At 38.1% G+C, this 23,545-nt stretch carries 24 protein-coding genes; 4 read left to right on the top strand and 20 right to left on the bottom strand.

What is annotated here, in order from left to right; translation table 11 throughout:
* Positions 1 to 33 precede the first annotated feature (33 nt).
* The 6 genes from EFY79_RS02830 to EFY79_RS02805 are packed head-to-tail and all read right to left on the bottom strand — an operon-like array spanning position 34 to position 5,215.
* Entirely contained in the window at positions 34 to 1,035 is a 1,002-nt protein-coding gene (locus EFY79_RS02830; protein ID WP_123119140.1) for a glycosyltransferase family 2 protein, read from the bottom strand.
* Positions 1,032 to 1,937 carry a glycosyltransferase family 2 protein gene (locus EFY79_RS02825; RefSeq protein ID WP_123119139.1) on the bottom strand — a complete coding sequence of 302 codons (906 nt, stop codon included), beginning with the start codon at positions 1,935 to 1,937 and terminating at the stop codon, positions 1,032 to 1,034. Before EFY79_RS02825 ends, EFY79_RS02830 begins: the two co-directional genes overlap by 4 nt.
* Before the next feature lie 17 nt (positions 1,938 to 1,954).
* Positions 1,955 to 2,884, bottom strand: a complete 930-nt coding sequence (locus EFY79_RS02820; RefSeq protein ID WP_148041837.1) for a hypothetical protein — start codon at positions 2,882 to 2,884, stop codon at positions 1,955 to 1,957.
* Positions 2,856 to 3,677, bottom strand: a complete 822-nt coding sequence (locus EFY79_RS02815; protein WP_123119137.1) for a class I SAM-dependent methyltransferase — start codon at positions 3,675 to 3,677, stop codon at positions 2,856 to 2,858. Before EFY79_RS02815 ends, EFY79_RS02820 begins: the two co-directional genes overlap by 29 nt.
* Before the next feature lie 3 nt (positions 3,678 to 3,680).
* Positions 3,681 to 4,457, bottom strand: a complete 777-nt coding sequence (locus EFY79_RS02810) for a TylF/MycF/NovP-related O-methyltransferase (RefSeq protein ID WP_123119136.1) — start codon at positions 4,455 to 4,457, stop codon at positions 3,681 to 3,683.
* A gap of 17 nt (positions 4,458 to 4,474) precedes the next feature.
* The gene (locus tag EFY79_RS02805; protein WP_123119135.1) at positions 4,475 to 5,215 is read right to left on the bottom strand and encodes a menaquinone biosynthetic enzyme MqnA/MqnD family protein; all 741 of its coding nucleotides are present in this window, start codon (positions 5,213 to 5,215) and stop codon (positions 4,475 to 4,477) included.
* A gap of 182 nt (positions 5,216 to 5,397) precedes the next feature.
* On the opposite strand from EFY79_RS02805, the gene purB reads away from it, so the two are divergent.
* Positions 5,398 to 6,738: an adenylosuccinate lyase gene (purB, locus tag EFY79_RS02800; RefSeq protein ID WP_123119134.1), complete on the top strand. Its 1,341-nt coding sequence runs from the start codon at positions 5,398 to 5,400 to the stop codon at positions 6,736 to 6,738.
* A gap of 65 nt (positions 6,739 to 6,803) precedes the next feature.
* On the opposite strand, the gene EFY79_RS02795 is transcribed toward purB, so the two are convergent.
* From EFY79_RS02795 to EFY79_RS02760, 8 genes are all read right to left on the bottom strand, one after another.
* Positions 6,804 to 8,339, bottom strand: coding sequence for a TolB family protein (locus tag EFY79_RS02795; protein WP_123119133.1), 1,536 nt, complete (start codon positions 8,337 to 8,339; stop codon positions 6,804 to 6,806).
* 17 nt (positions 8,340 to 8,356) lie between these two features.
* The gene (locus EFY79_RS02790; RefSeq protein ID WP_123119132.1) at positions 8,357 to 9,139 is read right to left on the bottom strand and encodes an NIPSNAP family protein; all 783 of its coding nucleotides are present in this window, start codon (positions 9,137 to 9,139) and stop codon (positions 8,357 to 8,359) included.
* 101 nt (positions 9,140 to 9,240) lie between these two features.
* A complete protein-coding gene (locus EFY79_RS02785) occupies positions 9,241 to 9,756 on the bottom strand; it encodes a hemerythrin domain-containing protein (protein WP_123119131.1) in 516 nt (171 codons plus the stop codon).
* Positions 9,757 to 9,766: 10 nt separating this feature from the next.
* Complete coding sequence (locus EFY79_RS02780; RefSeq protein ID WP_123119130.1) at positions 9,767 to 10,648, bottom strand: sugar phosphate isomerase/epimerase family protein; 882 nt, start codon at positions 10,646 to 10,648, stop codon at positions 9,767 to 9,769.
* A 446-nt stretch (positions 10,649 to 11,094) separates the two neighbouring features.
* Positions 11,095 to 11,511 (bottom strand): arsenate reductase ArsC, encoded by a 417-nt coding sequence (locus EFY79_RS02775; protein WP_123119129.1) that lies wholly within the window; start codon positions 11,509 to 11,511, stop codon positions 11,095 to 11,097.
* Positions 11,512 to 11,618: 107 nt separating this feature from the next.
* Positions 11,619 to 12,455, bottom strand: a complete 837-nt coding sequence (locus tag EFY79_RS02770; protein ID WP_123119128.1) for an arsenite methyltransferase — start codon at positions 12,453 to 12,455, stop codon at positions 11,619 to 11,621.
* 16 nt (positions 12,456 to 12,471) lie between these two features.
* Positions 12,472 to 12,801, bottom strand: a complete 330-nt coding sequence (locus EFY79_RS02765; RefSeq protein WP_123119127.1) for an ArsR/SmtB family transcription factor — start codon at positions 12,799 to 12,801, stop codon at positions 12,472 to 12,474.
* A gap of 371 nt (positions 12,802 to 13,172) precedes the next feature.
* Positions 13,173 to 13,700, bottom strand: a complete 528-nt coding sequence (locus EFY79_RS02760; protein WP_123119126.1) for a GNAT family N-acetyltransferase — start codon at positions 13,698 to 13,700, stop codon at positions 13,173 to 13,175.
* 589 nt (positions 13,701 to 14,289) lie between these two features.
* On the opposite strand from EFY79_RS02760, the gene EFY79_RS02755 reads away from it, so the two are divergent.
* Positions 14,290 to 14,892: an NAD(P)H-dependent oxidoreductase gene (locus EFY79_RS02755; protein WP_123119125.1), complete on the top strand. Its 603-nt coding sequence runs from the start codon at positions 14,290 to 14,292 to the stop codon at positions 14,890 to 14,892.
* 3 nt (positions 14,893 to 14,895) lie between these two features.
* A complete protein-coding gene (locus tag EFY79_RS02750; RefSeq protein WP_123119124.1) occupies positions 14,896 to 16,752 on the top strand; it encodes a monovalent cation:proton antiporter-2 (CPA2) family protein in 1,857 nt (618 codons plus the stop codon).
* An 85-nt stretch (positions 16,753 to 16,837) separates the two neighbouring features.
* Here EFY79_RS02750 and EFY79_RS02745 read toward each other — a convergent pair whose 3' ends face one another.
* Positions 16,838 to 17,206: an alpha/beta fold hydrolase gene (locus EFY79_RS02745; protein WP_158605130.1), complete on the bottom strand. Its 369-nt coding sequence runs from the start codon at positions 17,204 to 17,206 to the stop codon at positions 16,838 to 16,840.
* Between the two features lie 154 nt (positions 17,207 to 17,360).
* Here EFY79_RS02745 and EFY79_RS02740 point away from each other — a divergent pair, with 154 nt between their 5' ends.
* Positions 17,361 to 17,717, top strand: a complete 357-nt coding sequence (locus EFY79_RS02740) for a bleomycin resistance protein (RefSeq protein WP_123119122.1) — start codon at positions 17,361 to 17,363, stop codon at positions 17,715 to 17,717.
* 177 nt (positions 17,718 to 17,894) lie between these two features.
* Here the strand turns inward: EFY79_RS02740 and EFY79_RS02735 are convergent, their stop codons facing one another.
* The 5 genes from EFY79_RS02735 to EFY79_RS02715 form a co-directional block, all read right to left on the bottom strand.
* On the bottom strand, positions 17,895 to 18,251 hold the full coding sequence (locus EFY79_RS02735; protein WP_123119121.1) for a response regulator: 357 nt from the start codon (positions 18,249 to 18,251) through the stop codon (positions 17,895 to 17,897).
* Positions 18,252 to 18,286: 35 nt separating this feature from the next.
* The gene (locus tag EFY79_RS02730) at positions 18,287 to 19,636 is read right to left on the bottom strand and encodes an ATP-binding protein (protein WP_158605129.1); all 1,350 of its coding nucleotides are present in this window, start codon (positions 19,634 to 19,636) and stop codon (positions 18,287 to 18,289) included.
* Positions 19,637 to 19,695: 59 nt separating this feature from the next.
* On the bottom strand, positions 19,696 to 20,214 hold the full coding sequence (locus tag EFY79_RS02725; protein WP_123119119.1) for a YfiR family protein: 519 nt from the start codon (positions 20,212 to 20,214) through the stop codon (positions 19,696 to 19,698).
* A 67-nt stretch (positions 20,215 to 20,281) separates the two neighbouring features.
* Positions 20,282 to 22,399: a TonB-dependent receptor plug domain-containing protein gene (locus EFY79_RS02720; RefSeq protein ID WP_123119118.1), complete on the bottom strand. Its 2,118-nt coding sequence runs from the start codon at positions 22,397 to 22,399 to the stop codon at positions 20,282 to 20,284.
* 196 nt (positions 22,400 to 22,595) lie between these two features.
* Positions 22,596 to 23,483, bottom strand: a complete 888-nt coding sequence (locus EFY79_RS02715) for a dienelactone hydrolase family protein (RefSeq protein WP_123119117.1) — start codon at positions 23,481 to 23,483, stop codon at positions 22,596 to 22,598.
* Between the last annotated feature and the right edge of the window lie 62 nt (positions 23,484 to 23,545).

The following is a 23,545-nucleotide window of genomic DNA, read 5'->3' as shown; positions in this document are numbered from 1 at the left end:
GTATATTTCTGTGAAACGATTGTAACATTACATCTATAAAACTTTATAAAAATGTGGTCTTCCTTTGATAATAGTCGGAGCTAGCTTTATTAAGCTAAATACATTTCCTGCATATTTGTTTGCTTGCTGGAAGGAATTTGTTTTAATAAAGAAAATTTTGCAAAACAGGACTCCAATGAAAAAGACGGGAATTTCGAAAATGTAAAATGAAAGGATGATCAGAAACCACAACACGCCAAATTCTTTTCTGATTCTTACGAGGTTAGAAAGCATTATCTGAAAACCTCTTTGGTCAAATAAATTCGTGTATCCCTTACCGGTAGAATTAAAAGTTTCGTTAGCCGTTTCTCCCTGCAGGTGAATCACGTTGATGCCTCCGTAGATGCATAACTTTCCAACCTGTTTTAGTCTGCTACACCACTCAGCTTCTTCTGCATACAAAAAAAAATCTTCATCTAATAACCCTGCCTTTTGAATAGCATTTTTCTTTACCATTAAGAAAGCGCCGTTAATCCAATCAACTTCCACAACGCCTGAAGCATCCGGAACGTTTGGCTTTTTTACACCAGCCAGCGCGGCAAAAAATTTTAATATAGATCCTAAAAAGGGCAATGGCAATAAATAATTCAGTCCGCCTTTCATTGCATAATTTCCCGAAATCTGCGGTGTTCTGTCAGGATTCAGCAATTGAACGCCGCAGGCAACATAGGGTGAATCTGTAAATTGGATTATGCACTTTTCGATAGCATTATTTTCAATGATTGTATCGTTGTTTAACAGTAAAACAATATTTCCCTGCGATTTTTTAATTCCTTCATTGTTGGCTCTTGCAAAGCCGGAATTGTAATTCATTTCTATCCAGATTACTTCAGGAAAGAATGAGAGAATTTTTTCTTTGCTGTCATCATTAGAATTATTATCAATAACGATTATCTCAAAATTGATTACAGAGTTTTGTGCATAAATTGATTGTACGCAATCACAGATTAATTGAGCGCTTTTATAATTGACAATTATGATAGAAAGTTGAATCAATGCGTAAGTTTATGGTTGCCTGATAAATAATTAATAAACATAAACAGCTTGGAAAACAGGCCCTTTTTTAGTAACGATTCGGGCAATTTACTTTGAGTGTTTACCATTGATAAAATAACACCTGGTAAAGGATAGTGATATCCAGCATTAATAACATCGCGTTCGCTTCTTAGCTGTGAATTTCGAATAAAGCGCCACCACTCATCGTAGCTTTTTAAATTAAATAATCTGTCGCTTTCGTTTTCTAAAAAGGATAATTTCCTGGGAAGAAGCGAGTTTCTGAAAAACGGGAGATCATAACTGGAACTCAGTCCGCCCTGCCCAAAGCGCGCAATTACTTCAGGCCTATATTTTATCCTTATTTCCTTCTTCTCAAAACAACGAAGATTAAAATCCCAGTCGGCATGCGTTTTAAAATTCACGTTATAATTACCAAGCTGCTGAAAAATGTTTTTTCTGTAAAAGATAGCCTGGTGCGAAATATTTTTTATTAATAATTTTCTATAATCAAATTCACCATCGTAAACTTTTTTAAACCCATCTCTTTTTACGTTGCCATACAAAAAATCAATACCCTCAAAATTGCCACCACCAAACAATGACGCTAATACTTCACGGTTATAAAATTCATCATCCGCCCCGAGAAAATAAATCCACTCTCCGGTAGCCCTTTCTATACCTTTATTCATTGCATCATAAACGCCTTTGTCCGGCTCGCTTTTCCAAAGTATAGAAGGATTATCAAATTGTTTTATTATCGAAACAGTACCATCGGTGGAGCCGCCATCGACAATTACCAACTCCTTGTTATCGTAGTTTTGATTCAGGAAACTTCCGACAGATTTTTCAATAACTTTTGCGCCATTGTACACCGCAATAATTACAGATATTTTTGGATACATGGTTTCTGTTTAAAATTTCAGGTTCGGGTTAGGTAGCGCCTGATTTTTCCCCAGCGTCTTTTTCCGGATTTCAAAATAAGTTGCGCTATTGACAATTTTTTTTCAACAGTATCCGCACCGGCCTTTGTACGATGGTGACTTAATAACTGGTAATAATGAGAATTCCGATACGGCCTGGAAGAATAAAAGTTTACCTGTTTTTGATAAACCTGGTTTACACAATTAAATTCACCGGGTATTCTTAGTTCCGGCAATTTATAATGATTACCATATTGAGTGGGCACACGAAACAATTCAATGTCGTGCTTAATCGCTAATAATGACAGAACGGATTGATCCCACCGATGCTCCTTAAAACCAAAAAAATTTTTTTTGCCACAGACATTAGGATTGCCCGATATCACTCTTTCATCGCGACAATAATTCAACCATTCGTTCAAAAAAGATTCGGCTTGCGGCGACTTTCTGAATAAAGAAAATGAGGCATCACTTTGCAGTCCGTCCCAATATTTTTTTTCGTCGCAGTGCATGATTACAAAACAATCTCTTTTAGTCCAGAACTTATTTTTAAGATTCTCATTAGCAAACAGCAAAACGGGATTATTTTTCCTGCATATAGAAATTAGCGGATCCAGGCTGTCAATTATTTCTATTCCACAGTCTGCATAAATAACGATATCTCCCTCCGAAATTTTTTTCATGGCTTGAAGAATAATGAAAGGCTTCCATAGCCAATATCCGATTCCTTTGGCCGCCTGTAAAATCTTTTTATTTTCTTCATAAAAAGCAAAGGCTTTCAAGTCTTCAAAATCCAAAGAATTAATTTCTTTAATCCCATGCTTTAATGCAGAATAATTTAGCCTGAAGCGGCTTTGTTCGTATAGTTTGTTTGACAAATTGGTGAGTACCACTCTCATGCTATAGGGGAAAGTTTGAGATGATTCCAACAGAATGAGGTTTTTCATTTTGCCCCACCCAACCATTAATGCTTAACAAATAAACATCCTTTATCTTGAAATTGTTATTGTATTTTTTAATGATTTTAAAAAAAGAATTTCTCATTTTTCCTACAAGGTCATCCCATACAATTACAAATTTTTCGTCTAACAAATTATATTTTACAAGCATTTCAAATTCAAAAAGAATCGCTTTATGTGAATGCAACGCATCTGAAAAAACAAGATTGAATCTATTTCCTTCAAGCCTGGCCCAACTATTTTCATCCCAAACATCCGCGCATAAATAGTTTACTCTGTTCTGCTCAAATTCAAAACCAGTGAGCGACGAATTTGTTTTTTTTATTGAGTCCGCCGGTGTAGGCCATTCAGTTTTTTCTTTCAAAACAAAGCGATTGGCCAGCACAGGATTAATTTCCTCAATATCAAATGCTGTAAATTGGGATTCATTCAAAGCATTCAGCAATTGAAAAAAATTTTTCCCTACAGACACGCCAATCTCGAGATAATTGATTTTTTTAAAATATTCTTTGGCGATATAAACCATCACATCGGTATAAGTCATCGAATCGCCAATTGGCTTGTTAATTTCCTTTCTTATAAAATCTGGAACGCCATATTGAAAAAAAGAATTTTGAAACGCCTCATCATCAATCCAATCATCAATTGCTGACAGTGAATTCCTGTTTTGCTTCATAATTTTTTCCATTTCCGGTTTCCGGAATGAAAATTCAGATTTTACATTAATCTCTGGACTAAAAAGTTTATTGAACCATGGTGACATAAACTAAAATTTTATAGAGAGTCTTCCTGTATAATCAATCCGGTTTAAAAAAATAGTTAGCTTTCTTTTTTCAATAAATTCATCCACCGCTTTTTTTGATCCTGTCCAATGTCCGTAATCATCAATAATTAAAACGCCGCCGGGAACCAACAGATCATAAAGAATTTCCAGTTCATGTTTTGTGGATTCATAAAAATCAGTATCCAGGCGAAGCAAAGCAATTTTACCAACCGATGGTTCCGGCAAAGTATCTTCTACTTTTCCTTTAAAATAAAATATTTTATCAGCAGGATAATTTGTCTTATTCAAATTTGCTTTCACTTCATCCAAAGAGGAATAGCACCAAACGTTGTCCCCTTCTAATTTGTTTTCTTTTTGTAAAAGTTCAGATGCGGTTGAATTATTTATTGCACTTACATCCTTCTCATTGGGTTCTGACATTCCTTCAAATGTATCAAAGAGAAATAATTTTCTCCTGGTATCATTTAATTGGAGAAGCCTTCTGGCGATCAACATCATGCTTCCTCCTTTCCAAACGCCACATTCTACAATATCACCTTCGATTTTGTTTTGAACCAAATAATCAATAGCTCTTAATAAAACCACCTGCCGTTCATGACTGGTCATTGTAAAACCTTTAACTGCGGAAACATTTTCAATTTCAGATGCGGTGAAGTCAGAAGGGAAATTCTCCTTTATATTTCCACGGCCTGTTATCACCGAATTTTTGATATCCGGATCAATCAGATTTTTCTTTAAAAGTTTGTTTACTAATGACATTTTAAAATTTGTTTTTTCTATTTCGCAATCTTTTTCAAAAACAATTCCAATCCTTTCTTTTTATTTTCGTCCAGTTCAAAGTTAATGCACTCCGTGTAATACGTATGCAGATCGAACGGTTTGAACGGATTTTTCTCAACTACTTTTTCTAAATTGCTTAACCCCAATTTATTTGCTTCGTTAAATTCTTTTATGAAATCTGCATCCAGTTTTTTATTGCTTACCCACGCCGCAAACACAAATGGTAAATCAGTAAAATTTTTCCATTCCTCACCAAGATCAAAAATAAAAGGTGATTTCGCTCTTTGTATTAAGGCGCGGTCTCCAATTATAAGACCAGCAGTTGTTCCTGATATTTCTGATTGATATCCATTTTCAGTATTTTGGAAAGCCACATTGATTTTCCAATACTCTTTTATTAGAAGTTTCAACAACGCTACTGAAGTGCGGCTTTGATAGTCCAACAAAATTGTTTTGATATCATACAAAGAAACTTCACTGAAAAGGCATACGCTCGCCACTGCACCATCACTCCCAATGCAATAATCAGAGATAGTATGATATTCTTTCATTTCCGGAATTACTGCTACCGGCACTAAACCTACATCTATTTCGTCGTTTAACAACATCGCCGCGATCTTCGAAGGATAACCTATCAACAAATCGACTTCATTTTTCATCAACCCGTTTTCAAATCCATATACCAGAGGTTTCGTATTCAAATAACTTACCGCTCCAACCCTTACTTTTTTCTGCACTGTTTACTTTAATTTTGCCGCAAATTTAATTCAAAAGCTGAAAGCAGAAATGCCAGGGCTAAAAGCATAAAACAAAAGAGAGATGTCCTTTTATTTGCAGCAAACAAACAAATAATTCAGTATTTTCTTTTATCCATGCCTTTAGCCTTAAGCCTTTAGCTATAAGCCTTAAGCCTCCTTCTATGCAACTTCAACCTCTCACTGCCATTTCCCCGATTGACGGACGTTATCGCAATCAGCTTCAACATCTTGATGAATATTTTTCAGAATTTGCTTTGATAAAATATCGCGTAAAGGTGGAAGTGGAATATTTTCTTTTTCTTTCTCAAAAAAGATTCTTTAAAGTATCTCCGAAAGTAAAAAAACAATTACTGGAGGTTGAAAAAAACTTCTCAATTGCTGATGCAGAGAAAATAAAAGCAACTGAAAAAATTACGAATCATGATGTAAAAGCAGTTGAATATTTTCTGAAAGAAAAGCTACAATCCTTTGGTGGTGAAGATTTGCTGGAATGGATTCATTTTGGATTAACGTCGCAAGATATAAACAATACCGCTGTTCCCATGATGTGGAAAGACGCGATTGAACATGAATATTTGCCGGCGGTTATTAATCTTCAACATACACTTCAGGATTTGGCTAATGATTGGAAAGATGTGCCCATGCTGGCCAAAACGCACGGCCAGCCTGCTTCTCCCACGATACTCGGAAAAGAAATAATGGTTTTTGTAGAAAGAATTGAAAACCAGGTTCAGCAGTTTAGCTACATTCCATTCACCGGAAAATTCGGCGGCGCAACAGGAAATTTCAACGCGCATCATGTGGCCTTTCCGAAAACAAACTGGATTAATTTTGCCAATCAGTTTCTGGAACAAAACTTGGGATTGCAAAGACAACAATACACTACACAAATTGAACATTATGATTTACTGGCTGCACATTTTGATGCGATAAAAAGAATCAATACCATATTAATTGATCTATGTCGCGATGTGTGGACTTACATCAGCATGGATTATTTTAAACAAAAAACCAAAGCCGGTGAAATTGGAAGTAGTGCTATGCCCCATAAAGTAAACCCGATTGATTTTGAAAATGCAGAAGGCAATCTTGGCATCGCAAACGCTTTGCTGGAGCATCTTTCAGCTAAATTACCTGTTTCCCGGTTACAAAGAGATCTTACAGATTCTACCGTTATCAGAAATATCGGAGTTCCAATTGCTCATACTTTTCTCTCAATTCTTTCTCTTCAAAAAGGAATCAGCAAATTAATTTTAAATGAAGAAAAATTGCATGCCGATCTTGATAATAATTGGGCAGTAGTTGCCGAAGCAATCCAAACAATTTTAAGAAGAGAAAACTATCCGAAACCTTATGAAGCATTGAAAGAACTGACAAGAGGAAAAAATTCTATCGATAAAAAAGCGATACATGATTTTATTGATACGCTGAAAATCTCTGCTGCACTTAAGAAAGAATTAAAGGCAATTACTCCTTTTAATTATACCGGAAAATCATTTTAGATCTTTCAGTGTTCTATTAGCATATTAGCATATTAGCACATCAGCAAATTAGCACATTAACCCATTTATTCCGACATATCCGTATTGCTGACAAATGCAATCTTTTTACTGTCTGGCGACCACGACGGCGTATTGATGGTTCCCTGGCCGCCATACAAATACGCAATTACTTTTAATGGGCCGCCCGATGCCGGCATCATTCTTAAGTACACATGTTTATAAAATGGATGATCGTCTGGCTTTACCTCATCTTTTAAAAAAGTGATACAAACAATCCATTTACCATCAGGCGAAATATGTGCGAACCAATTATTATAATCATCATTTGTCAACTGTTCCTGATCGCTTCCATCCGGCTTCATGCGCCACAATTGCATTAGTCCGCTTCTTACCGAATTAAAATAAATATATTTCCCATCCGGGCTGTATTCAGGCCCGTCATCAAGTCCCTTTACATTCGTGAGCTGGATTTCTTTACCTCCTTTAGAAGGAATTTTATAAATATCAAATCCTGCAGGCGTTGGATCGCTATTTCGTTTAGCCGTGTACGTTAGCCACTTGCCGTCAGGCGACCATCCGTGCAAATAGGAGAATCCCAAAAGCGGGGTAATCAACTTTGGTTCCCCACCAGTCATAGGCACCGTATACACGGTTGAACCTATTTTTCCATCCGGGCTGCGCGCACTGATGCCAAGCATTTTTCCATCAAAAGAAATAACATGATCATTGTTGATATCTTTTACTTTTCCGGTTGGAAACAAGGCTGGCCGGCGCGACTTAAGATCAAAAAGATAAAGTGATCCGTTTGAATTATAAAGAAGGCTTTTACCATCCGTTGTCCAGTTAGGCGCCTGCAAGGAAGCATTTTCTGAATAAACAATTTTTCTTTTGCCTGTAATTACATCCATCGTTTCAATATGGCTGCCTAAATATTTCTTATAGGGAACCAAATCTTTTCCTGCCGGAATTACAATCCTTACATTTTCAAAATCAGCTTTTTCAACAGCATTTTTATTATGGGCACACACAAACAAACCCACATACACATCGCCATCAAAATTGACATCAGAAAGTTCTTTGGATACAAAGGTGTCTCCAAAGTGAGCAACGGACATGATAAATTGGTTTCCCTTTCGTTCCAGTTGAACTACATCAGGGCCGCTAATATCAAACTTGTTTTCTTCTACATTTGTATGTGCTGCTTTCCTATATTGAAGCGAAGTTAGCCCATCACCGTGAATCGTAGCCGCTACCATTGCCGAACTGGTGTCAAGCCCTTGCCTAACCATCCAGCCAAACTTCCGATGCGCTTCTCCACTTTTTCCCTGGAATTTTCCGCGGGCACGTAAAATAAAATCGCCTCTCATTTTTTTCCATACAAAATGAAATTCGTCATTGGTAAACCAGATATTGGCTCCGGATCCGGTAATAGCGTATTCATCATTAGCTGAATTATAAATGGCATTACCGGAATGAAGCACTTTGCCCACATCAGTTTGCCCTTCAAAGATTCCCGTTTTCTGAGAAAAGCTATTTACTGATAACATCATACAACTACTGATAATTGAAAGTTTTATGACACTGGAAGTTTTGAACCGCATGAATGCTACTTTATTTTTTAATAATCAGAATAATCTGTGGAATGCATAAGAATACTGTCAATGTGAGAAACAGAAACCTTATTTTCGTATTTGGGATCAGCCGATATTTCCTTCCACTTCGGATCACTTCCAAAAACTTTCCATTGCGCATTCCTGTCGTCTACACTCTTAAATATGGGCATATACATCAGGTTGGGCATGCGACCTCCGGAAATTACTTCGCCATAAAAAACCGGATTAAAACCAAGACGCATAAATATTTCCATTTCATCATTATTAAACATGGCTCTTTTGGTGTCGGCCAAATGAACAGTCGGGCTTTCATAGCTTCTCAGCTCAAATACTCTGTCAGCGTCCTTATGCTTCGGCAGATCCATTGCCGGCTGGCCATCAAACGCATTCATCAAAATTGATTCCATCCTTTGAAAAGGAGGTGCAGCCGCATCTGCATGCAAAAAACTTTCTCCATCTTTCTTAAAAAAAAGATCTGAATGCAAGCGCTCATCGATTTTCATCCACTGGTCCACCGAAGCAAAAGGGATTAAAACATAAATCTTTTTGTCCACGGCGGTATCATTGTCCAGCGGCTTAAAAACGCCAATATTTTTTATTCCGAACCGGTGTAAGGCAGGAATAAAGGCGTGTTGGAGAAAACTATCGGTAATGCTTACCTGTTTTTCATCTTTTAAATGATAAATTCTAAATTGAAAAATCATCTTATTTATTGCTTTACTATAAGAATTATTGGAAAGAAACATAAAAGAAAAAATAATTGCGGTTAATCTGAAAATTTTATTCATAATTGATAAATTAAAAATTGTTTTGTTAGTAAAATGTAGAAAGACTTATCCATCGCGGGTTTTAACAGTCTCTCCAAGTTAAATTAATGAGCGTTCCTGATTTAAACAGAGCTTGCAACAATGGAATCAAAATCAAAACCAGCGCGCAAAAGAGTTCGCTTGGCAACATCCACTGCATACCCTGCTGTATTGTATGGATGAACAGGCACTTCGGTCGCCTCTTCCAATTGCTGCAAAAGTCCGGCTGTTTCGCCTTCCGTTAGTTTTTCGCAAACATCGTACATCCCACCGGCTTCCTCTTCCAATAAATCATGCTTTTCCAATACATAATACAAAACCTTAATTACATCCGGCGTTGGCGGCACCACCATCAGTGCGGTTAAAGCGCCATGATCCAGCCGGAGCTTCGCTGCCAAAGGCAACGCAACATTGCCATTTGCCTTTTGCGCAGCAGGAAAAAGAATTTTTTCTTCCATTTTAATGTGCTTCAAAAGGCCTGTTCTAAACCGGTGATAGTACTCTTCTTTCACAGACTTCATATCTGCCGTAGCGTTATCTAAAAGTTCGTCAATACGACGATGGTCATTCGCAAAAAACTGATAAAGTGGTTTATTCATACCCTGTTCTCTATATCAAATTCTTCTTTATGTAATCAATGCTTTCTTTGATGCTCACAAATGGATCGCCGGGAGTTTTATCCTGTTCTACATAAAAATATTTCATACCTGCTTCGTTTTTATGCTTGAAAATTTCTTTAAAATTGATTACGCCATTTCCCACTTCTGTAAAATCTTTTGCAGGAGTTTTATCCATATCTTTTACGTGCCATAGAGGGAATCTTCCCGGATGTTTTTTGAAAAGCGCAATGGGATCCTGGCCGGCTTTGGTGACCCAATAAATATCCATTTCCATTTTTACGAGATCAGGATCTGTTGACAATAAAACATCATAAGGATATTTGCCATCCTGCTTTTCAAATTCAAAATTATGATTGTGGTAACACAATTGAATGCCGGATTTTTTACATCTTTCCCCTGCGGTATTAAGATAGTCAGCCACCTTCTTATAATGATCCAAATCGCCTCGTTCTGAATCCATCAAATAGGCGCACACCATATATTTCAATCCTACTTCAGCCGCATCATCCACGGCCTTGTCCCAATCGTTGAGAATGGTTCCTTGCATTGAATTCCCGTTAAATTTTGCTTCACCCAGCATGTAATGACTGCTATACATTACCTGGCCATTTTGTTTTAAAACATCTTTAAATTCTTTCGGCGACATGCCATAAAACTTTTCAGTTCCCGTGTAGGTAGCGCCTTCAAGAGAATTATAGCCGATCGCCGCGACCTTTGCCAGCGTCGCTTTGGGGTCTTTACCCATCGCATCGCGAACGGTATATAATTGCAAACCGATCAATGGACTTTTTGCCTTAAATGAAGAAGGAGCGATCATTAATCCTGCTGAAAGAACCGAAGTGGTTTTTAGAAAGGAGCGTCTTGTTGTCATTATTTTATGTTTAAATTTTACTTATTATCCTGGATTTTTTAATACCTGTTCATAATAGCGGTTCTAAAGCTATTCAAAAAAAAAGCAGCGAAAAAATTTCACTGCCTTTTTTCTAAAATTATTTCTGAATTATGATTACACGACCTTGTAATAACGCTGGTTGTTTCTTCCAAACTTCATATAATTTTTCAGAGAACCAGGGCGAAAAGCCCACGTAGCATAAACCTTCTTTTTAAGTCGGAAATAGCCTGGATATTTATTCTGCTGTTTGAGCGTTAATAAACGCTTTAATCTTACGTCAGTTGCCAGCAATTAATTGTAAAATGAAGTCCAATTCTCAAAGATAAAAGTTGGCTTGCTAACCCACAAATGTCATATGCTTCCATCCGGCAACCTGCTGCCATACCAATTATTTGCAGCATATCCTTCATCTAAGTAGTTGTGGATTATAAATTGTCGGCAACAAATTTTTTACAGTAGTTTTTTATTTGTCGCCGCACTTTACGAAACTGTTCTTTAATTTCTTCTTCTGTTCCTGTTGCCTTTGCAGGGTCATAAAAATTCTGATGAAACATTTTTGCTTTTGTCGGAAAGAACGGGCAACGTTCTCTGGCATTGTCGCAAACGGTGATTACAAAATCAAAATCAATGTCGCGGTATTCGTCAATGTTGTTTGAAGTGTTGTTTGAAATATCAACTCCGTCTTCTTTCATTGTTTCAACCGCTCTTGGGTTTACGCCCTGTGTTTCAATACCCGCACTGTAAACTTCTGCCTTGTCGCCTGCAAACAATCGCAGGTACCCTTCTGCAATCTGGCTTCGGCAACTGTTGCCTGTGCAAAGCACTAAAATTTTTTTCTTCATAACTTATACCAATATCAAATGTTGATGATGCACAACCTGGCGTCAAAGCCAATGGCGAGCGCTAAGCAATTAAGGAAATCATCATGAGAATTGCTTTGCAATATTTTTTAATTGCAACAATCCGCACCGCAGCAGGACTTTGATTTGTCTGCATACACCGTAATGCTAAAAATGCCTGTGGTTCCGGTTTTAAAATCGTTGAGTTCTTTTTCGCTCAAATAGTTTTTCAAAATATCACCGGGAATATTAATTGGTTTTTCTTTTTGAATGGTGACGTTGCTGAAACCATTTATTTCGATTAATTCCAGGTAGGTTTTTTTTTGTATTGCGCCTGACACGCAACCAGCATACATTTCAGCGTCTTTGCGCAAACCTTCAGGAAGCTCACCGATTAACACAACATCTGAAATACTAAAGTGCCCGCCAACTTTTAAAACGCGAAAAATTTCTTTGAATACTTTGTCTTTGTCAGGCACAAGATTTAGAACGCAGTTGCTTACAATTACATCAGCAACGTTTGAAGAAACAGGAATGTTTTCAATATCGCCTTGCCTGAATTCAACATTTGCGAAACCTAATTTTTGTGCGTTAGCCCTTGCTCTTTCAATCATTGCAGGCGTAAAGTCAATACCTATTACCCTCCCGTCTTCGCCTGTTTCATTTCGTGCAACAAAACAGTCGTTGCCGGCGCCACTACCTAAATCAATTACTGTGTCGCCCTTTTTTATTTGTGCAAATTGCGTTGGTAAGCCGCAGCCTAATCCCAGGTCAGCGTCCGGATTGTAGCCTTCCATGTTGCTATAGTCATCAGTCATGATATTATACACTTCGGTTGAGCAACAACCTGAGCCGCAGCAGGCAGACTGATTGGTTTCTTTGTCCTGTAAAGCGATTTCGCTGTATTTCCGCTTTACGATTTCTTTTAGCTGTTCTGAATTTTGCATTTATTCTTTTTTTTTATTAACAACAATTGTTTTTCTTTTCCAGTTTTATTGATACATTGTCAAAGTAATTTTTAAGTTTAGCTATTGCCTTTTCATCAATGCAATAACAAACGCTGTTGCCTTCAACGTTGCCTTTAATCAGCCCGGCGCTTTTAAGTTCTTTCAGGTGTTGCGAAATTGTTGGCTGTGCAAGTGGGAGCTCGTTTACGATATCGCCACAAATACAAGTGCCAACTTTGATGAGATATTCAAAGATTGCAATGCGTGCCGGATGCCCTAATGCTTTGGCCATTGTCGCAATGGCGTTTTGTTTGCTGGTAAAATGTTCCGTCTTGGTTGCACCCATAGTTTCAATTTAATATTGCAATATTACGATAAACATTTTAAAAACAAAATAATTTACAACTTGTACAACTAAGAAGAGCTGCGTCAGCGATGCGCTGATAAATATAAAAAGATGATATTTATTCGTCTGCTCTGCAAAAGAAGTTATACTGTCAAACCCAACCACAAAGCAAGTGTATGAAACCGGATAATGAAGGCTCAGAAATGTTAAGCGTTTTCAATTCGCACTTGTCTCAGGTATTGATGAGGCGTTTTATCATAGATTGATTTGAAAAGCCTTATAAGATACAATTTTGGGTAAATGCTGCCGGTTTGTTTCAATTTTAAAAATTTTATTTGGGTGCTGATATTTGCTTTCTTTTGTCAATTTTACTATGTCAACATGAAAACATCTAAGTCAGGATTTTCTTTATCGCGTTCTTCCGACTTTATAAAATTAAATTTCGTCAGTAGTTTAGTTGACTTTCGATTATTGCGATGCGTAAACGCCACTATATTTTGAAATTGCAATGTCTGAAAAACGTAATCAATGACTAACTCAATCGCTTCCGTCATTATCCCCTGCCCTTGAAACTTTGTCATAAGTTCATAACCAATTTCGCAACTGTTTTCATTTTCATTTGAAAAGTTAAACAGGCAAATGGTCCCAACAAACGTTGCTGTCTTTGTTAAGGTAATTACCCAGTAAATTGAGTTGTTATTTTTAATGTTATCTCTAATCTTATTGATAAAGTTTATTACGTCTTCAATCGTCTTACTTGGCTGTCTGCCAAGATACTTGTTTATCTCCGGGTCAGAACGCAAAGCAAAAATAGCCTGCTGGTCATTAATTGATAATTGTCTAAGGGTTAGTCTTTCAGTCGTCAAATTTGGGAAAGGTGTAAAATTTATGTTTGGCATCGTTACGAAATTGAACAGGCGAATTTGTTCCCATAAGTGGGATAAAGTAAATTATGAATTTCTGTCGGCGATAGTCCCAAAAAGTCGTCAACCGGATAGTTGTTCTGAAGCAAAATATTTGTTTCTAATTCACCAGGAATTTCATTGTTTGAATGTCGTAATATTATTGCTGCTTACCGGTAGCCAAATAATTATTTTCTTACTTGTACGCTCTACTAACATTGTTCAAATAATATTTGTCCGAAGTTATGATTTTTCTGTTGCGGTTCTAACTGTGAACATTACTCGAAAATGGTGGCCAACAAAATATTATACGAAGCCCTTATCTTCCTTAAAAATAAATCTCTTTTCCACCTCTACCCTGGCGTACATCCGCACAACAAGAAATAAAAATCCTTCTTATTTATTCGTTTACTAACAACAGTATAATTCGTGGCTATTTCCAACTCTATCTACAGCCTATCCTGGTTCCGAAATCAAAACATTATTGTAATTTCATCAGTTTTCACTCAGAAAAAAAACAGTGGAGAATATGCGGCTATATCTTCTTTAGTAGATAAAAATTGATAACACCCCTATCACTAAGTAAATGAACAAGATCCTTGTACTTTTTGCCCACCCCGCGTTTGAACGATCAACCATGCACCGGTCATTGCTTGAGCATATAAAGCAACTGGACGATGTAACTGTAAATGATTTGTATGAAAATTACCCCGACTTTGAAATTGATGTGGAAAGAGAAAAAAAACTCCTTTCAGCACACCAGGTAATTATTTGGCAACATCCGCTTTTTTGGTACAGCGGCCCTGCGTTATTAAAACAATGGCAGGACCTTGTATTTGAGCACGGCTGGGCTTATGGAAAAGACACTTATGCCCTTGAGGGGAAAATCATTTTCAATGCAATCAGTTCGGGCGGGGAGCTGGAAGCTTTCCAAAAAAGGTGTTTTCATAATTCAACCATCAGGGATTTTTTATTACCTTTTGAAAGAACAGCAGAAATTTGCCGGATGATTTATTTGTCTCCTTTCTGGGTTCCGGAAACAGAAAAGCTGGGCCACGCAAGGATACAGGAATTTGGCCGGCAATATAAAGAGCTTTTGATGCTGTTGCGCGACAATGACCTGAATGATCCTAAATTTCTATCTGTCCCATTATTAAACAAGCTTGTTTCAACAGGCAAACCCATTTAAAATATGGACCAACATCAATTCCTTTTACAGGCCATCATATTTTTGACAGTAGCCGTAATTTTCGTACCGGTCGCAAAAAAACTGGGGCTTGGTTCCGTGCTTGGATATCTTTTGGCTGGCGTAGTAATCGGTCCTTTTATATTGGGTTTTGTGGGCAATGAAGGAGAAAGCATTCTTCATTTCGCAGAGTTTGGCGTAGTGCTGATGCTTTTTTTAATTGGACTCGAGCTCCAACCTGAGCTGTTATGGAAGCTCCGCAAATCCATTCTCGGGTTAGGCGTAATGCAGCTTATTCTTACAACGGCTTGCATCGCTGCTTTGGCAATGGCTTTCGGATTTGGTTGGCAACATTCTTTGGTCTTGGGAATGATACTTTCCATGTCATCTACTGCCATTGTTTTACAAATCCTGACTGAAAAAGGATTGATGAAAACCGCTGCGGGGCAAAGCGCTTTTTCCGTTTTATTATTCCAGGATGTTGCCGTCATTCCTATCCTTGCCATTCTCCCTCTTTTTGGTAAAATAGCTTCAGGCAGTACCGCAGTAATTGAACATAGTGAAACGTGGGTAGATGGAAAACCTGGTTGGCTTCAGGGCCTGATAGTGTTCGGTTCTATTGCCGCCATAATTGTGGTTGGAAGGCTTTTGATTCGCCCTTTACTTCGCATCGTTGCCAAAACCGAAATGCGTGAAATATTTACGGCCCTTGCGCTGCTGATAGTAATTGCCATAGCAGAACTCATGACACAGATCGGTCTCAGTCCCGCTTTAGGAGCCTTTCTTGCCGGCGTGGTATTGGCCAACAGCGAGTATCGACATGAACTGGAAAGCGACATTGAGCCTTTTAAAGGTTTGCTATTGGGTATCTTTTTTATGGCGGTAGGCGCTTCCATCAATTTTCATTTACTGGCCGATCAGAAATGGGCCGTAATCTCCTGGGTGCTTCTTCTAATTTTCATCAAAAGCGCGGTGCTTTTGCTGTTAGGCAAATTTCTTAAAATGGGCGCCAAACAGAATTTTATTTTTTCATTCAGTCTTAGCCAGGTGGGTGAATTTGCTTTTGTTTTATTGTCTTTCTCAATGCAGCAGGGAATATTGCCGCCGGATACCGTAAGCCTTATGATTGCCGTAGTAGCCATCAGCATGGGTTTAACGCCCATAGTAATGTTGCTGAATGAAAAAATAATTTTACCACGGGTTGGCATTGGCATAAAACCTGAAAGAGAAGCTGATGTAATTGATGAGAGAAACAAAGTAATTATTGCAGGCTTTGGCCATTTCGGAAGCACCGTTGGAAGATTTTTGAAATCCAATAAAATAGAAGCTACTTACCTGGACATGAATTCAGACAGGGTGGATATTTTAAGAAAAATGGGATTTAAAGTATTTTATGGAGATGCTTCCAGGCATGAGCTGCTGGATTTTGCGGGAGCAAAAGATGCCAGCATTATTATTATAGCGATAGGTTCGGCGGAGAAAAGGCTTGAAGTTGTAGAAACGGTAAAAAAACATTTTCCTCATCTTCACATGCTGGTAAGATCAACAAATCGCTACGACGCCTATGAACAAATGAACGCAGGGCTGCTTCACATTTACCGGGAAACACTGGACACAAGTTTGCGCGTAGGCGTGGATGCGATGTCTCTTTTAGGCTACAGAAAATATACTGCCAGGCATCTGGCCAATACTTTCTTTAAATATGACGAAGAGGCTTTAAAAAGACTATCTTCCATCCGCGACCAGGAAGTATATATAAATGAAATTAGAAAATCAACCGGGGAACTGGAATTGCTGATGGCAAGTGATAATCAATTTGCAATCCAGGCAGATATAGTGATGGAAGAAGAAGATCCTTCCTGAGAAAAAAAGCGTTGAGAAATTGTTGCACTTACGACTTAAACTTACAGAACAAGAATTCGTGTTATTTATACTTTCACTGCAAATCTTAATTCAGAAAACTTTCAATAAACGAAAATAGTTTAGACGGTTCTTCTATCTGCGGATTATGGCCAGATTTTTCAAACATCACAAATTTTGCCTGCGGACAATATTCTTTATATTTTTCCATCATAACCGGCACGGCCACACGATCATATCTTCCGCCGTAAATTAATACCGGCATTTTCAGATTTTTTAATTCCCGGCGATAATCAAAAGTCCCGATGTCGCTCCCTACCAAAAAATCACCATCCCTGCCCACCATTTGATAATATAATTTTGAATTGAAAGAGTTGGGATAAGGTTTTCGCCCACGCGATAAAAAATTATTGGGATTATAAACATATAAAAATCCATAAGGAACTTTGCTGCACAATCGCTGATGTTCCGGATCGCTTGATACAGCGCCTTCATGCTTATACTTTCCAAAAGTTATATCACCCTAAACACGATTTTACAAATCATCCATTAACCTGCAACGAAAATCAACAGTTCAGAAAACAAGTTTAGATTTGAACCAAATAAATAATATGCTGACAAACATTAACCCAAAATTGCCAATGCGGGATAAAGCCGCTACGAAGGATTTTTACATCAATAAATTAGGTTTCCAGGAGTTTGGAAATGCAGACTATAGCGGGTACCTGATGGTTGAAAAGGATAGTATACAAATTCATTTCTTTGAATTCATGGAGCTTGATCCAAAAGAAAATTATGGACAGGTGTATATCCGGACCGACAACATTGATAAATTGTACCAGTTGATGTTAGACAAAAAATTAAGCATACATCCAGAGGGAGATTTACAATTAAAACCATGGGGACAAAAGGAATTTTCTATGCTTGACCCTGACAATAATTTGCTCACATTTGGACAAAGGATATAAGTCATAGCGGCAAAACCCTGGCGCGGGCTTCCGGGCGCATGATAAGTTGTTACTTAAATTTTCTGTTTAATTTGAACCTGCGAAAAAATAGTTGTCTGAACTTTTGAAAAGTCATTTCAGATTCCCCAATTGTGGAAGGTATTCCCAAATTTGTCAAAGGTTTTGATGCCCCAGCCTTTAATTCAAATAAGTTTTAATCGTATTGATGAGATGGGAGAGTTCGAAAGGTTTGGGAATAAAGGCCTGTGCGCGGCAATCATTAATAAATTTCCCCATTTCTGCATTTGCGGAAAAAAGGATAACTGGAACATCCGCAGTTTCCTCTGCCCTTCGCATCTGTTTGCAAATATCTCGTCCATCTGCATCCCCAAGAGACACATCCAGCAAAACAAGGTCTGGCTTAAAGTGGTGCATGCAAGTATCGATCTCCTCCCACCTTGAAATGGCTTCTACGTTAAACTGATTCATCGTTAACATGATTTTCACCAGCGACAGGATATCAAGGTCATCATCTACTACAAGAATTTTATTCATAAAAATGTATTAAGGTTATATCTACCAAAAACAAGCTAAGCCTCCGTTTGCTGTATTTCCAATGAATGTTTTAATGGTAAAGAAAAAATAAAAATGGAACCGCGGTCTGTTGTTTCTACCCAAATCTTACCATAATGCCTTGTAATGATATCCCTGCAAATATATAGCCCCAATCCAAACCCTGAGATATGAACAGACGAGTGTTTGGAGCGATAAAACCGTTCAAAAATATTCGTTTGCTCTTCTTTTGCAATGCCAATACCAAAGTCCCTTATTTTTATCAGCAATTCTTTGTCCGTTTTTTCAGAATCAATGATTACCTTATTTTCTCCTGGCGAATATTTAATCGCATTGGATAACAGGTTCAGTAAAACCTGCTCTATCCTCTGCCTGTCACCATAAATAATTTCATTTTGAAGTTTATCCTCCAGGATGATCCGGTGGGTCGAAACCATCTGAACGGCATTGACCGTTTCTTTTAAAAGATCCTTCATATTAAATTCATTCATTTCCAGTTGCAGTTGCCCGCTTTGAATTTTAGAAACATCCAGTAAATCCCTGATCAGCAGTTCCAGTTTGTTTACATTCATCATCGCCTTTTCTACAAACTGCTTTTTTGTAGGCTCATTTTCCATCATATTTAATATTTCAATATAGCCTTTTATAGTAGTCAGCGGAGTTTTTAATTCGTGGCTCGCAATACCAATAAATTCATCTTTCTTTTGTACGTTCTCTTTGATTTGCTGCATTAATTTATTAAAAACCTGTATTAATGTCGCTATTTCATCTTTTCCCTCGTCTGCCAGTGGCTCCGGATAATCGCCGGTCTTGCTTACTTTTTTCATCGTGCTTACGAGTTTCAGCAACCGTTTTGAAATATAAGTTTGAACACCTACTGCAACAAGGAATGAGAACAATAATGCAATAATTAATAAGATGGCAGCCAGTTCCAGTTTATATTCCTTTGTTTGCTGTAATTCTGATAATTCCACATCCAGGTAAACTTTACCGATTACCTCGTTATTGTTCGTTATCGCGCTGCTTACAAAAAGCTCATGACCGCTGAAAAGAAATTTTCTTTGCTCTAAAATATCTTTAATCCTAAAGCTATCAAGGCCAGGCTTGGAATAGTGGGCAAAAATTTCACCTTTATTGTTAAAGATGGTTGCATGAATAATTTCCGGCGATACATTATGCAAATCCTGCAGCATTTGCGTGGCTGCATCAGGGTCGTCAAATTGAAGTGTTGAGATACTATTCGTTCCAATAACTTGTGCCAGGCTCATCATGCTTTCCATTTTTCTCTGTTTGTAGGAGTTGATATCCGTAAAAATGAAAGCGCCAAATACAATACTAAGAACCAGCAGGCTGGTAAAAACCTGCATGAGTATCAATTTGTTCTTAATAGATATATCCCGAAGGTTGAACATATTGAATGGAACGTTTATTCTACAATCTTAGCCAGTTTCAGCAGTTGGGAGCCTGCTTTTAAACCGGCTGAGGAAATAGCTTTTAAGTTTGCTTCAAATTTTAGTTTGTTATTTACGATAATGAAATTAAATGCGGTTCCCTGTTCGGCGTAGCCAGGCTGCTCACTAATAGTCAGCACGCCTTTGCCTACCATTGGCAATATCTTATCTAAAGTAAAACGACAGTTCTCCGAAATAAAAAGAATATCACATTCGGTAACTTCCGAAGGATTGTCCAACACATGAACCACTATTGGTTTGTTATTTATTGTTTTCTCTTTTGCTATTTGTTCCAAAGAATTGGCGATGGCCGCATCACCTAAAATGTCAATCACAAACTCACTTCTGTCATTATAATTTCCCCAATCAATGTATTTGGTAAAGTTATAAATAAAAGCAGCTTTCAGATTGGCTTCCTTTTCCGATGCCTGTGCCATTACAGTTCCGTAAACAAAACTGGTACAAAGCAGCAAAATAATTCGTTTCAGACTCATACTTTAGTGATATGGGTGCAATGTTTCAGGCATTCGTTCAAAAGCATTACCATTTATGAAAAGCATTTTACAGCTTTATTCCAATTTTAAACAATCCGTTAATTCCGGGTTGTTCCAATACGGTTGAAAATAAAAATCCGTCAGCAGTACGAAATCCGGGATCAAGCCACTTTGTATTAAACACATTCCGGATATTTAAACTTGCGGTGATTCCTTTATTAAATAATTCTTTTGTGGTTAACACACAGTTGGTAATAAAATATCCTGCAACGGGGCCGTAAGGATCTGTCCTCGGAACCCGTCTTTTTCCTACCCAGTTTTCAATCAGATTTATGGTAAATAAATTTTCTACGTTGAACGTAAGACCTGCATTCCCCTTAAATTTTGGAACATCAGGAATTTGACCAGAAGCATGTGTAGTAGCAATTTCACCTTTTGCGTCCTGGAAGGTAAAGTTGGCAAAACCAGTGATGTTTTTTCCCAAAATCAAATCGAGACTTGCTTCAATTCCATTTGCGGTTTGACTTCCGGGATTTTTATTGGCATTTAATCCGGCAAGTTCATTAATCACGATCACATCGCTCAATTCGTTTCTGAAAAAATTGATTTGCGCGCGCACCTTTTTTGAAAATGAATAAATAGTGTTGAACTCGTAGGTTTTTATTTTTTCAGTTTTCAAATCAAAAGTATCCGGAGTTTGGTGGATCTCATTTTCGCTCGGCGCCCTGAAAGCTGTTCCAAATTGCAGTTTAAAGGTCAGGTTTTTACCTGGCTGATTTACTATAACGGCTCTTGGGTTAAACGAGCCACCGAAATAGCTATTATAGTCATACCGGCTGCCCAGTGTGAAATTTGTTTTTCCTAAAATATTCGTTTTCAAAACATATTGAAGATAAGCGCCGAAATTATCCCTTGTATCATAAAGCCGGGGCAGAAAAGTTGCATTCAGATTATAAACCGTGTCTCTTCCGTTGATGATATATTTTTTAGTAAGATCAATCGTTTCCCTGCGCTGCCCCTTTTCTACATTGTCGCCATAATATTGCACCCCGGCCGAAAAGTTTTGATTTTCACCAGGAGAATAATTAGCCCTGGCTTCGCCGGAAATCCTGTTTGAATAACTGGTGAAAATAGCACGGATAAAATCTTTCCCATTCAAACTCAGGTAAGCATAAGAATCGTCATCGGTGCCCGTTTCTCGATAAACAACAGATGTTTGAAGATTAAATTTTTCAGTCGGTTTCCATTCGTTTTGCAGGTACCATGTTTTTAAATAATAGCTTGCGCGTCCGCCTTTTTCCCCGTTGAAATCACTGGAAATAATACCAATCAGTCCGCGGTTACGATTTTCAGGCGTAGGAAGCCCGAGAGGAACGGTAGGACTATTAAAAAAAGTTCCGTATCCCATTGGCGTATCATAATACCTGAATCCAAAAGTTGTTTTAGAATTCCTGGCATAATAACTCACCGTCATGTTCAGTGACTTTGCATTATCAACATAAGAATTAGAATAGTTCGGATCTCTTCCGCTGAACTTTGGCCCATCAGTATTGTAAAGTGTTCCGGCAACTGCAAATTCGAGATTTGCTTTTCTTAAGCCCATACTTAGTTTTTGAAAACGGGTATTAAAGCTTCCATATCCCGCTTCGGCCGCCACACCATTGATGTCGCCGCCTTTTTTAGTGATGATATTGATTACGCCGCCGAAAGCGTTGGCTCCATACAAAGCAGACGCCGGCCCCCAGATGATTTCAATCCGCTCTACATTATGAAGGCTATAAGCCGGGCCGGCTAAATCATTGGTTCCGAGAATATTATTTTCCACTATTCCATCAATCATTAATAAAGCCCGCAGGTTTTCAGCGCCATACATTCCACGGAAATAAATCAGCGTAGGCGCATAACCATTGATATGGATCAGGTCAATTCCCGGCACATCGCGCAAAGCATCATCCAGTTGCTCGTAGCCGCGATCATTAATTTGCTGGGCGGTGATAACGGTAATCGTCGAGGGCGCCTCAGCAGTAGTTTGCGCATAACCGGAAGCGGTGACTACTTTAATATCCATTAGTTGTTCGAGTGAAAGCTGAAGAAGGCTGTCTACTGTAGGAACGGAATCAGTTTGTGCGACCGAAAAGAAAGGAACCGATAAAAAAAACACCATGGCCAGGGCCTTATTTTTCATAAAGATTCTTGATTAATGTAAATTGAAAGAAAAAAAGTGAAGATAAGTAAAAGATGAATAAAATTTTAGAAACAAGCCGAAACATGACGTTGAAAGCAAAAAGAAGAATTGGTGAGCAATTTCTTATCCGGGCACTACCCCAAAGAGCCACAGTAAACCAACAAATTCCATGGATTCGTAAATGCTTTTTCTCTTCTTACTGCAATTTATCTTTAAAAAAATCAATCGTCCGATGCCATGCAAGTTCCGCTGCGTCTTTATCGTAACGCGGTGTGGTATCATTATGAAAGCCATGATTCACATTTGGATAAATATAAGCCGTGTATTGTTTGTGATTGGCTTTTAAGGCGGCTTCGTAAACTGGCCACCCCTCAGTAATCCGTGTGTCAAGCCCTGCATATTGCAGAAGTAGTGGCGCTTGTATTTTCGGTACGTCTTCAGCCGCAGGCTGGCTGCCATAAAACGGAACGGCTGCTGCAAGATCAGGAAGCTCCACAGCCATCATATTCGCAATCCATCCGCCAAAGCAAAAGCCTACCACGCCCACTTTTCCATTGCAATCTTTATGGTTTTTAAGATAGTTAAAAGCAGAGATAAAATCTTCCAGCATTTTGTTTCTGTCCAGTTTACTTTGCATTTCACGCCCTTTGTCATCATCACCCGGATAGCCTCCCAGCGGAGTTAGTGCATCCGGGGCAATAGTTATAAAACCCGCAATAGCAGCTCTTTTGGCCACATCTTCGATATACGGATTCAACCCGCGGTTTTCATGAACCACCACAATGCCGCCGAGCTTCTTTTGCGAATCAACAGGTTTCGACAGCAAAGCCTTGATTCTGCCACCGCCTTTGGGAGAATCATAATAAATGTATTCAGAAGTGATGCGCGGATCATCTTTCTTTACCTGTAAAGTGTTCTTATAATCGGGCATCAGGAAACTCATGAGAGAAGGAACCGTAAGTCCGCCGACAGCATATAAGGATAGCTTTTGCATAAAATCACGCCTGTTAACGCGGTTGTGCGCGTAATCATCATACAGATCAAACACTTCCTGTTTGATGTCTTCTTTTTTTATTTGGTTCATAATAATTGAATTAATGTTTTATGATTCATTTAAAAATCAATGATATAACCTTCGCAATTCAA

The organism is Hanamia caeni (genome assembly GCF_003721595.1).
Classification (GTDB): domain Bacteria; phylum Bacteroidota; class Bacteroidia; order Chitinophagales; family Chitinophagaceae; genus Ginsengibacter; species Ginsengibacter caeni.
The sequence above is the reverse complement of the archived record's forward strand: the minus strand, read 5'-3'. Positions and strand labels throughout refer to the sequence as shown.

Bases quoted from the DNA above. Each gene is read 5' to 3' on its own strand.
- EFY79_RS02785 (WP_123119131.1), bottom strand. From the start codon at position 9,756: ATGAATAAACCACTTTATCAGTTTTTTGCGAATGACCATCGTCGTATT.
- EFY79_RS02780 (WP_123119130.1), bottom strand. From the start codon at position 10,648: ATGACAACAAGACGCTCCTTTCTAAAAACCACTTCGGTTCTTTCAGCA.
- purB (WP_123119134.1), top strand. From the start codon at position 5,398: ATGCAACTTCAACCTCTCACTGCCATTTCCCCGATTGACGGACGTTAT.
- EFY79_RS02730 (WP_158605129.1), bottom strand. From the start codon at position 19,636: ATGCAGGTTTTTACCAGCCTGCTGGTTCTTAGTATTGTATTTGGCGCT.
- EFY79_RS02715 (WP_123119117.1), bottom strand. From the start codon at position 23,483: ATGAACCAAATAAAAAAAGAAGACATCAAACAGGAAGTGTTTGATCTG.
- EFY79_RS02760 (WP_123119126.1), bottom strand. From the start codon at position 13,700: ATGCCAAACATAAATTTTACACCTTTCCCAAATTTGACGACTGAAAGA.
- EFY79_RS02775 (WP_123119129.1), bottom strand. From the start codon at position 11,511: ATGAAGAAAAAAATTTTAGTGCTTTGCACAGGCAACAGTTGCCGAAGC.
- EFY79_RS02770 (WP_123119128.1), bottom strand. From the start codon at position 12,455: ATGCAAAATTCAGAACAGCTAAAAGAAATCGTAAAGCGGAAATACAGC.
- EFY79_RS02825 (WP_123119139.1), bottom strand. From the start codon at position 1,937: ATGTATCCAAAAATATCTGTAATTATTGCGGTGTACAATGGCGCAAAA.
- EFY79_RS02790 (WP_123119132.1), bottom strand. From the start codon at position 9,139: ATGAATAAAATTTTCAGATTAACCGCAATTATTTTTTCTTTTATGTTT.
- EFY79_RS02720 (WP_123119118.1), bottom strand. From the start codon at position 22,399: ATGAAAAATAAGGCCCTGGCCATGGTGTTTTTTTTATCGGTTCCTTTC.
- EFY79_RS02740 (WP_123119122.1), top strand. From the start codon at position 17,361: ATGCTGACAAACATTAACCCAAAATTGCCAATGCGGGATAAAGCCGCT.
- EFY79_RS02735 (WP_123119121.1), bottom strand. From the start codon at position 18,251: ATGAATAAAATTCTTGTAGTAGATGATGACCTTGATATCCTGTCGCTG.
- EFY79_RS02725 (WP_123119119.1), bottom strand. From the start codon at position 20,214: ATGAGTCTGAAACGAATTATTTTGCTGCTTTGTACCAGTTTTGTTTAC.
- EFY79_RS02750 (WP_123119124.1), top strand. From the start codon at position 14,896: ATGGACCAACATCAATTCCTTTTACAGGCCATCATATTTTTGACAGTA.
- EFY79_RS02795 (WP_123119133.1), bottom strand. From the start codon at position 8,339: ATGCGGTTCAAAACTTCCAGTGTCATAAAACTTTCAATTATCAGTAGT.
- EFY79_RS02755 (WP_123119125.1), top strand. From the start codon at position 14,290: ATGAACAAGATCCTTGTACTTTTTGCCCACCCCGCGTTTGAACGATCA.
- EFY79_RS02815 (WP_123119137.1), bottom strand. From the start codon at position 3,677: ATGTCACCATGGTTCAATAAACTTTTTAGTCCAGAGATTAATGTAAAA.
- EFY79_RS02765 (WP_123119127.1), bottom strand. From the start codon at position 12,801: ATGGGTGCAACCAAGACGGAACATTTTACCAGCAAACAAAACGCCATT.
- EFY79_RS02810 (WP_123119136.1), bottom strand. From the start codon at position 4,457: ATGTCATTAGTAAACAAACTTTTAAAGAAAAATCTGATTGATCCGGAT.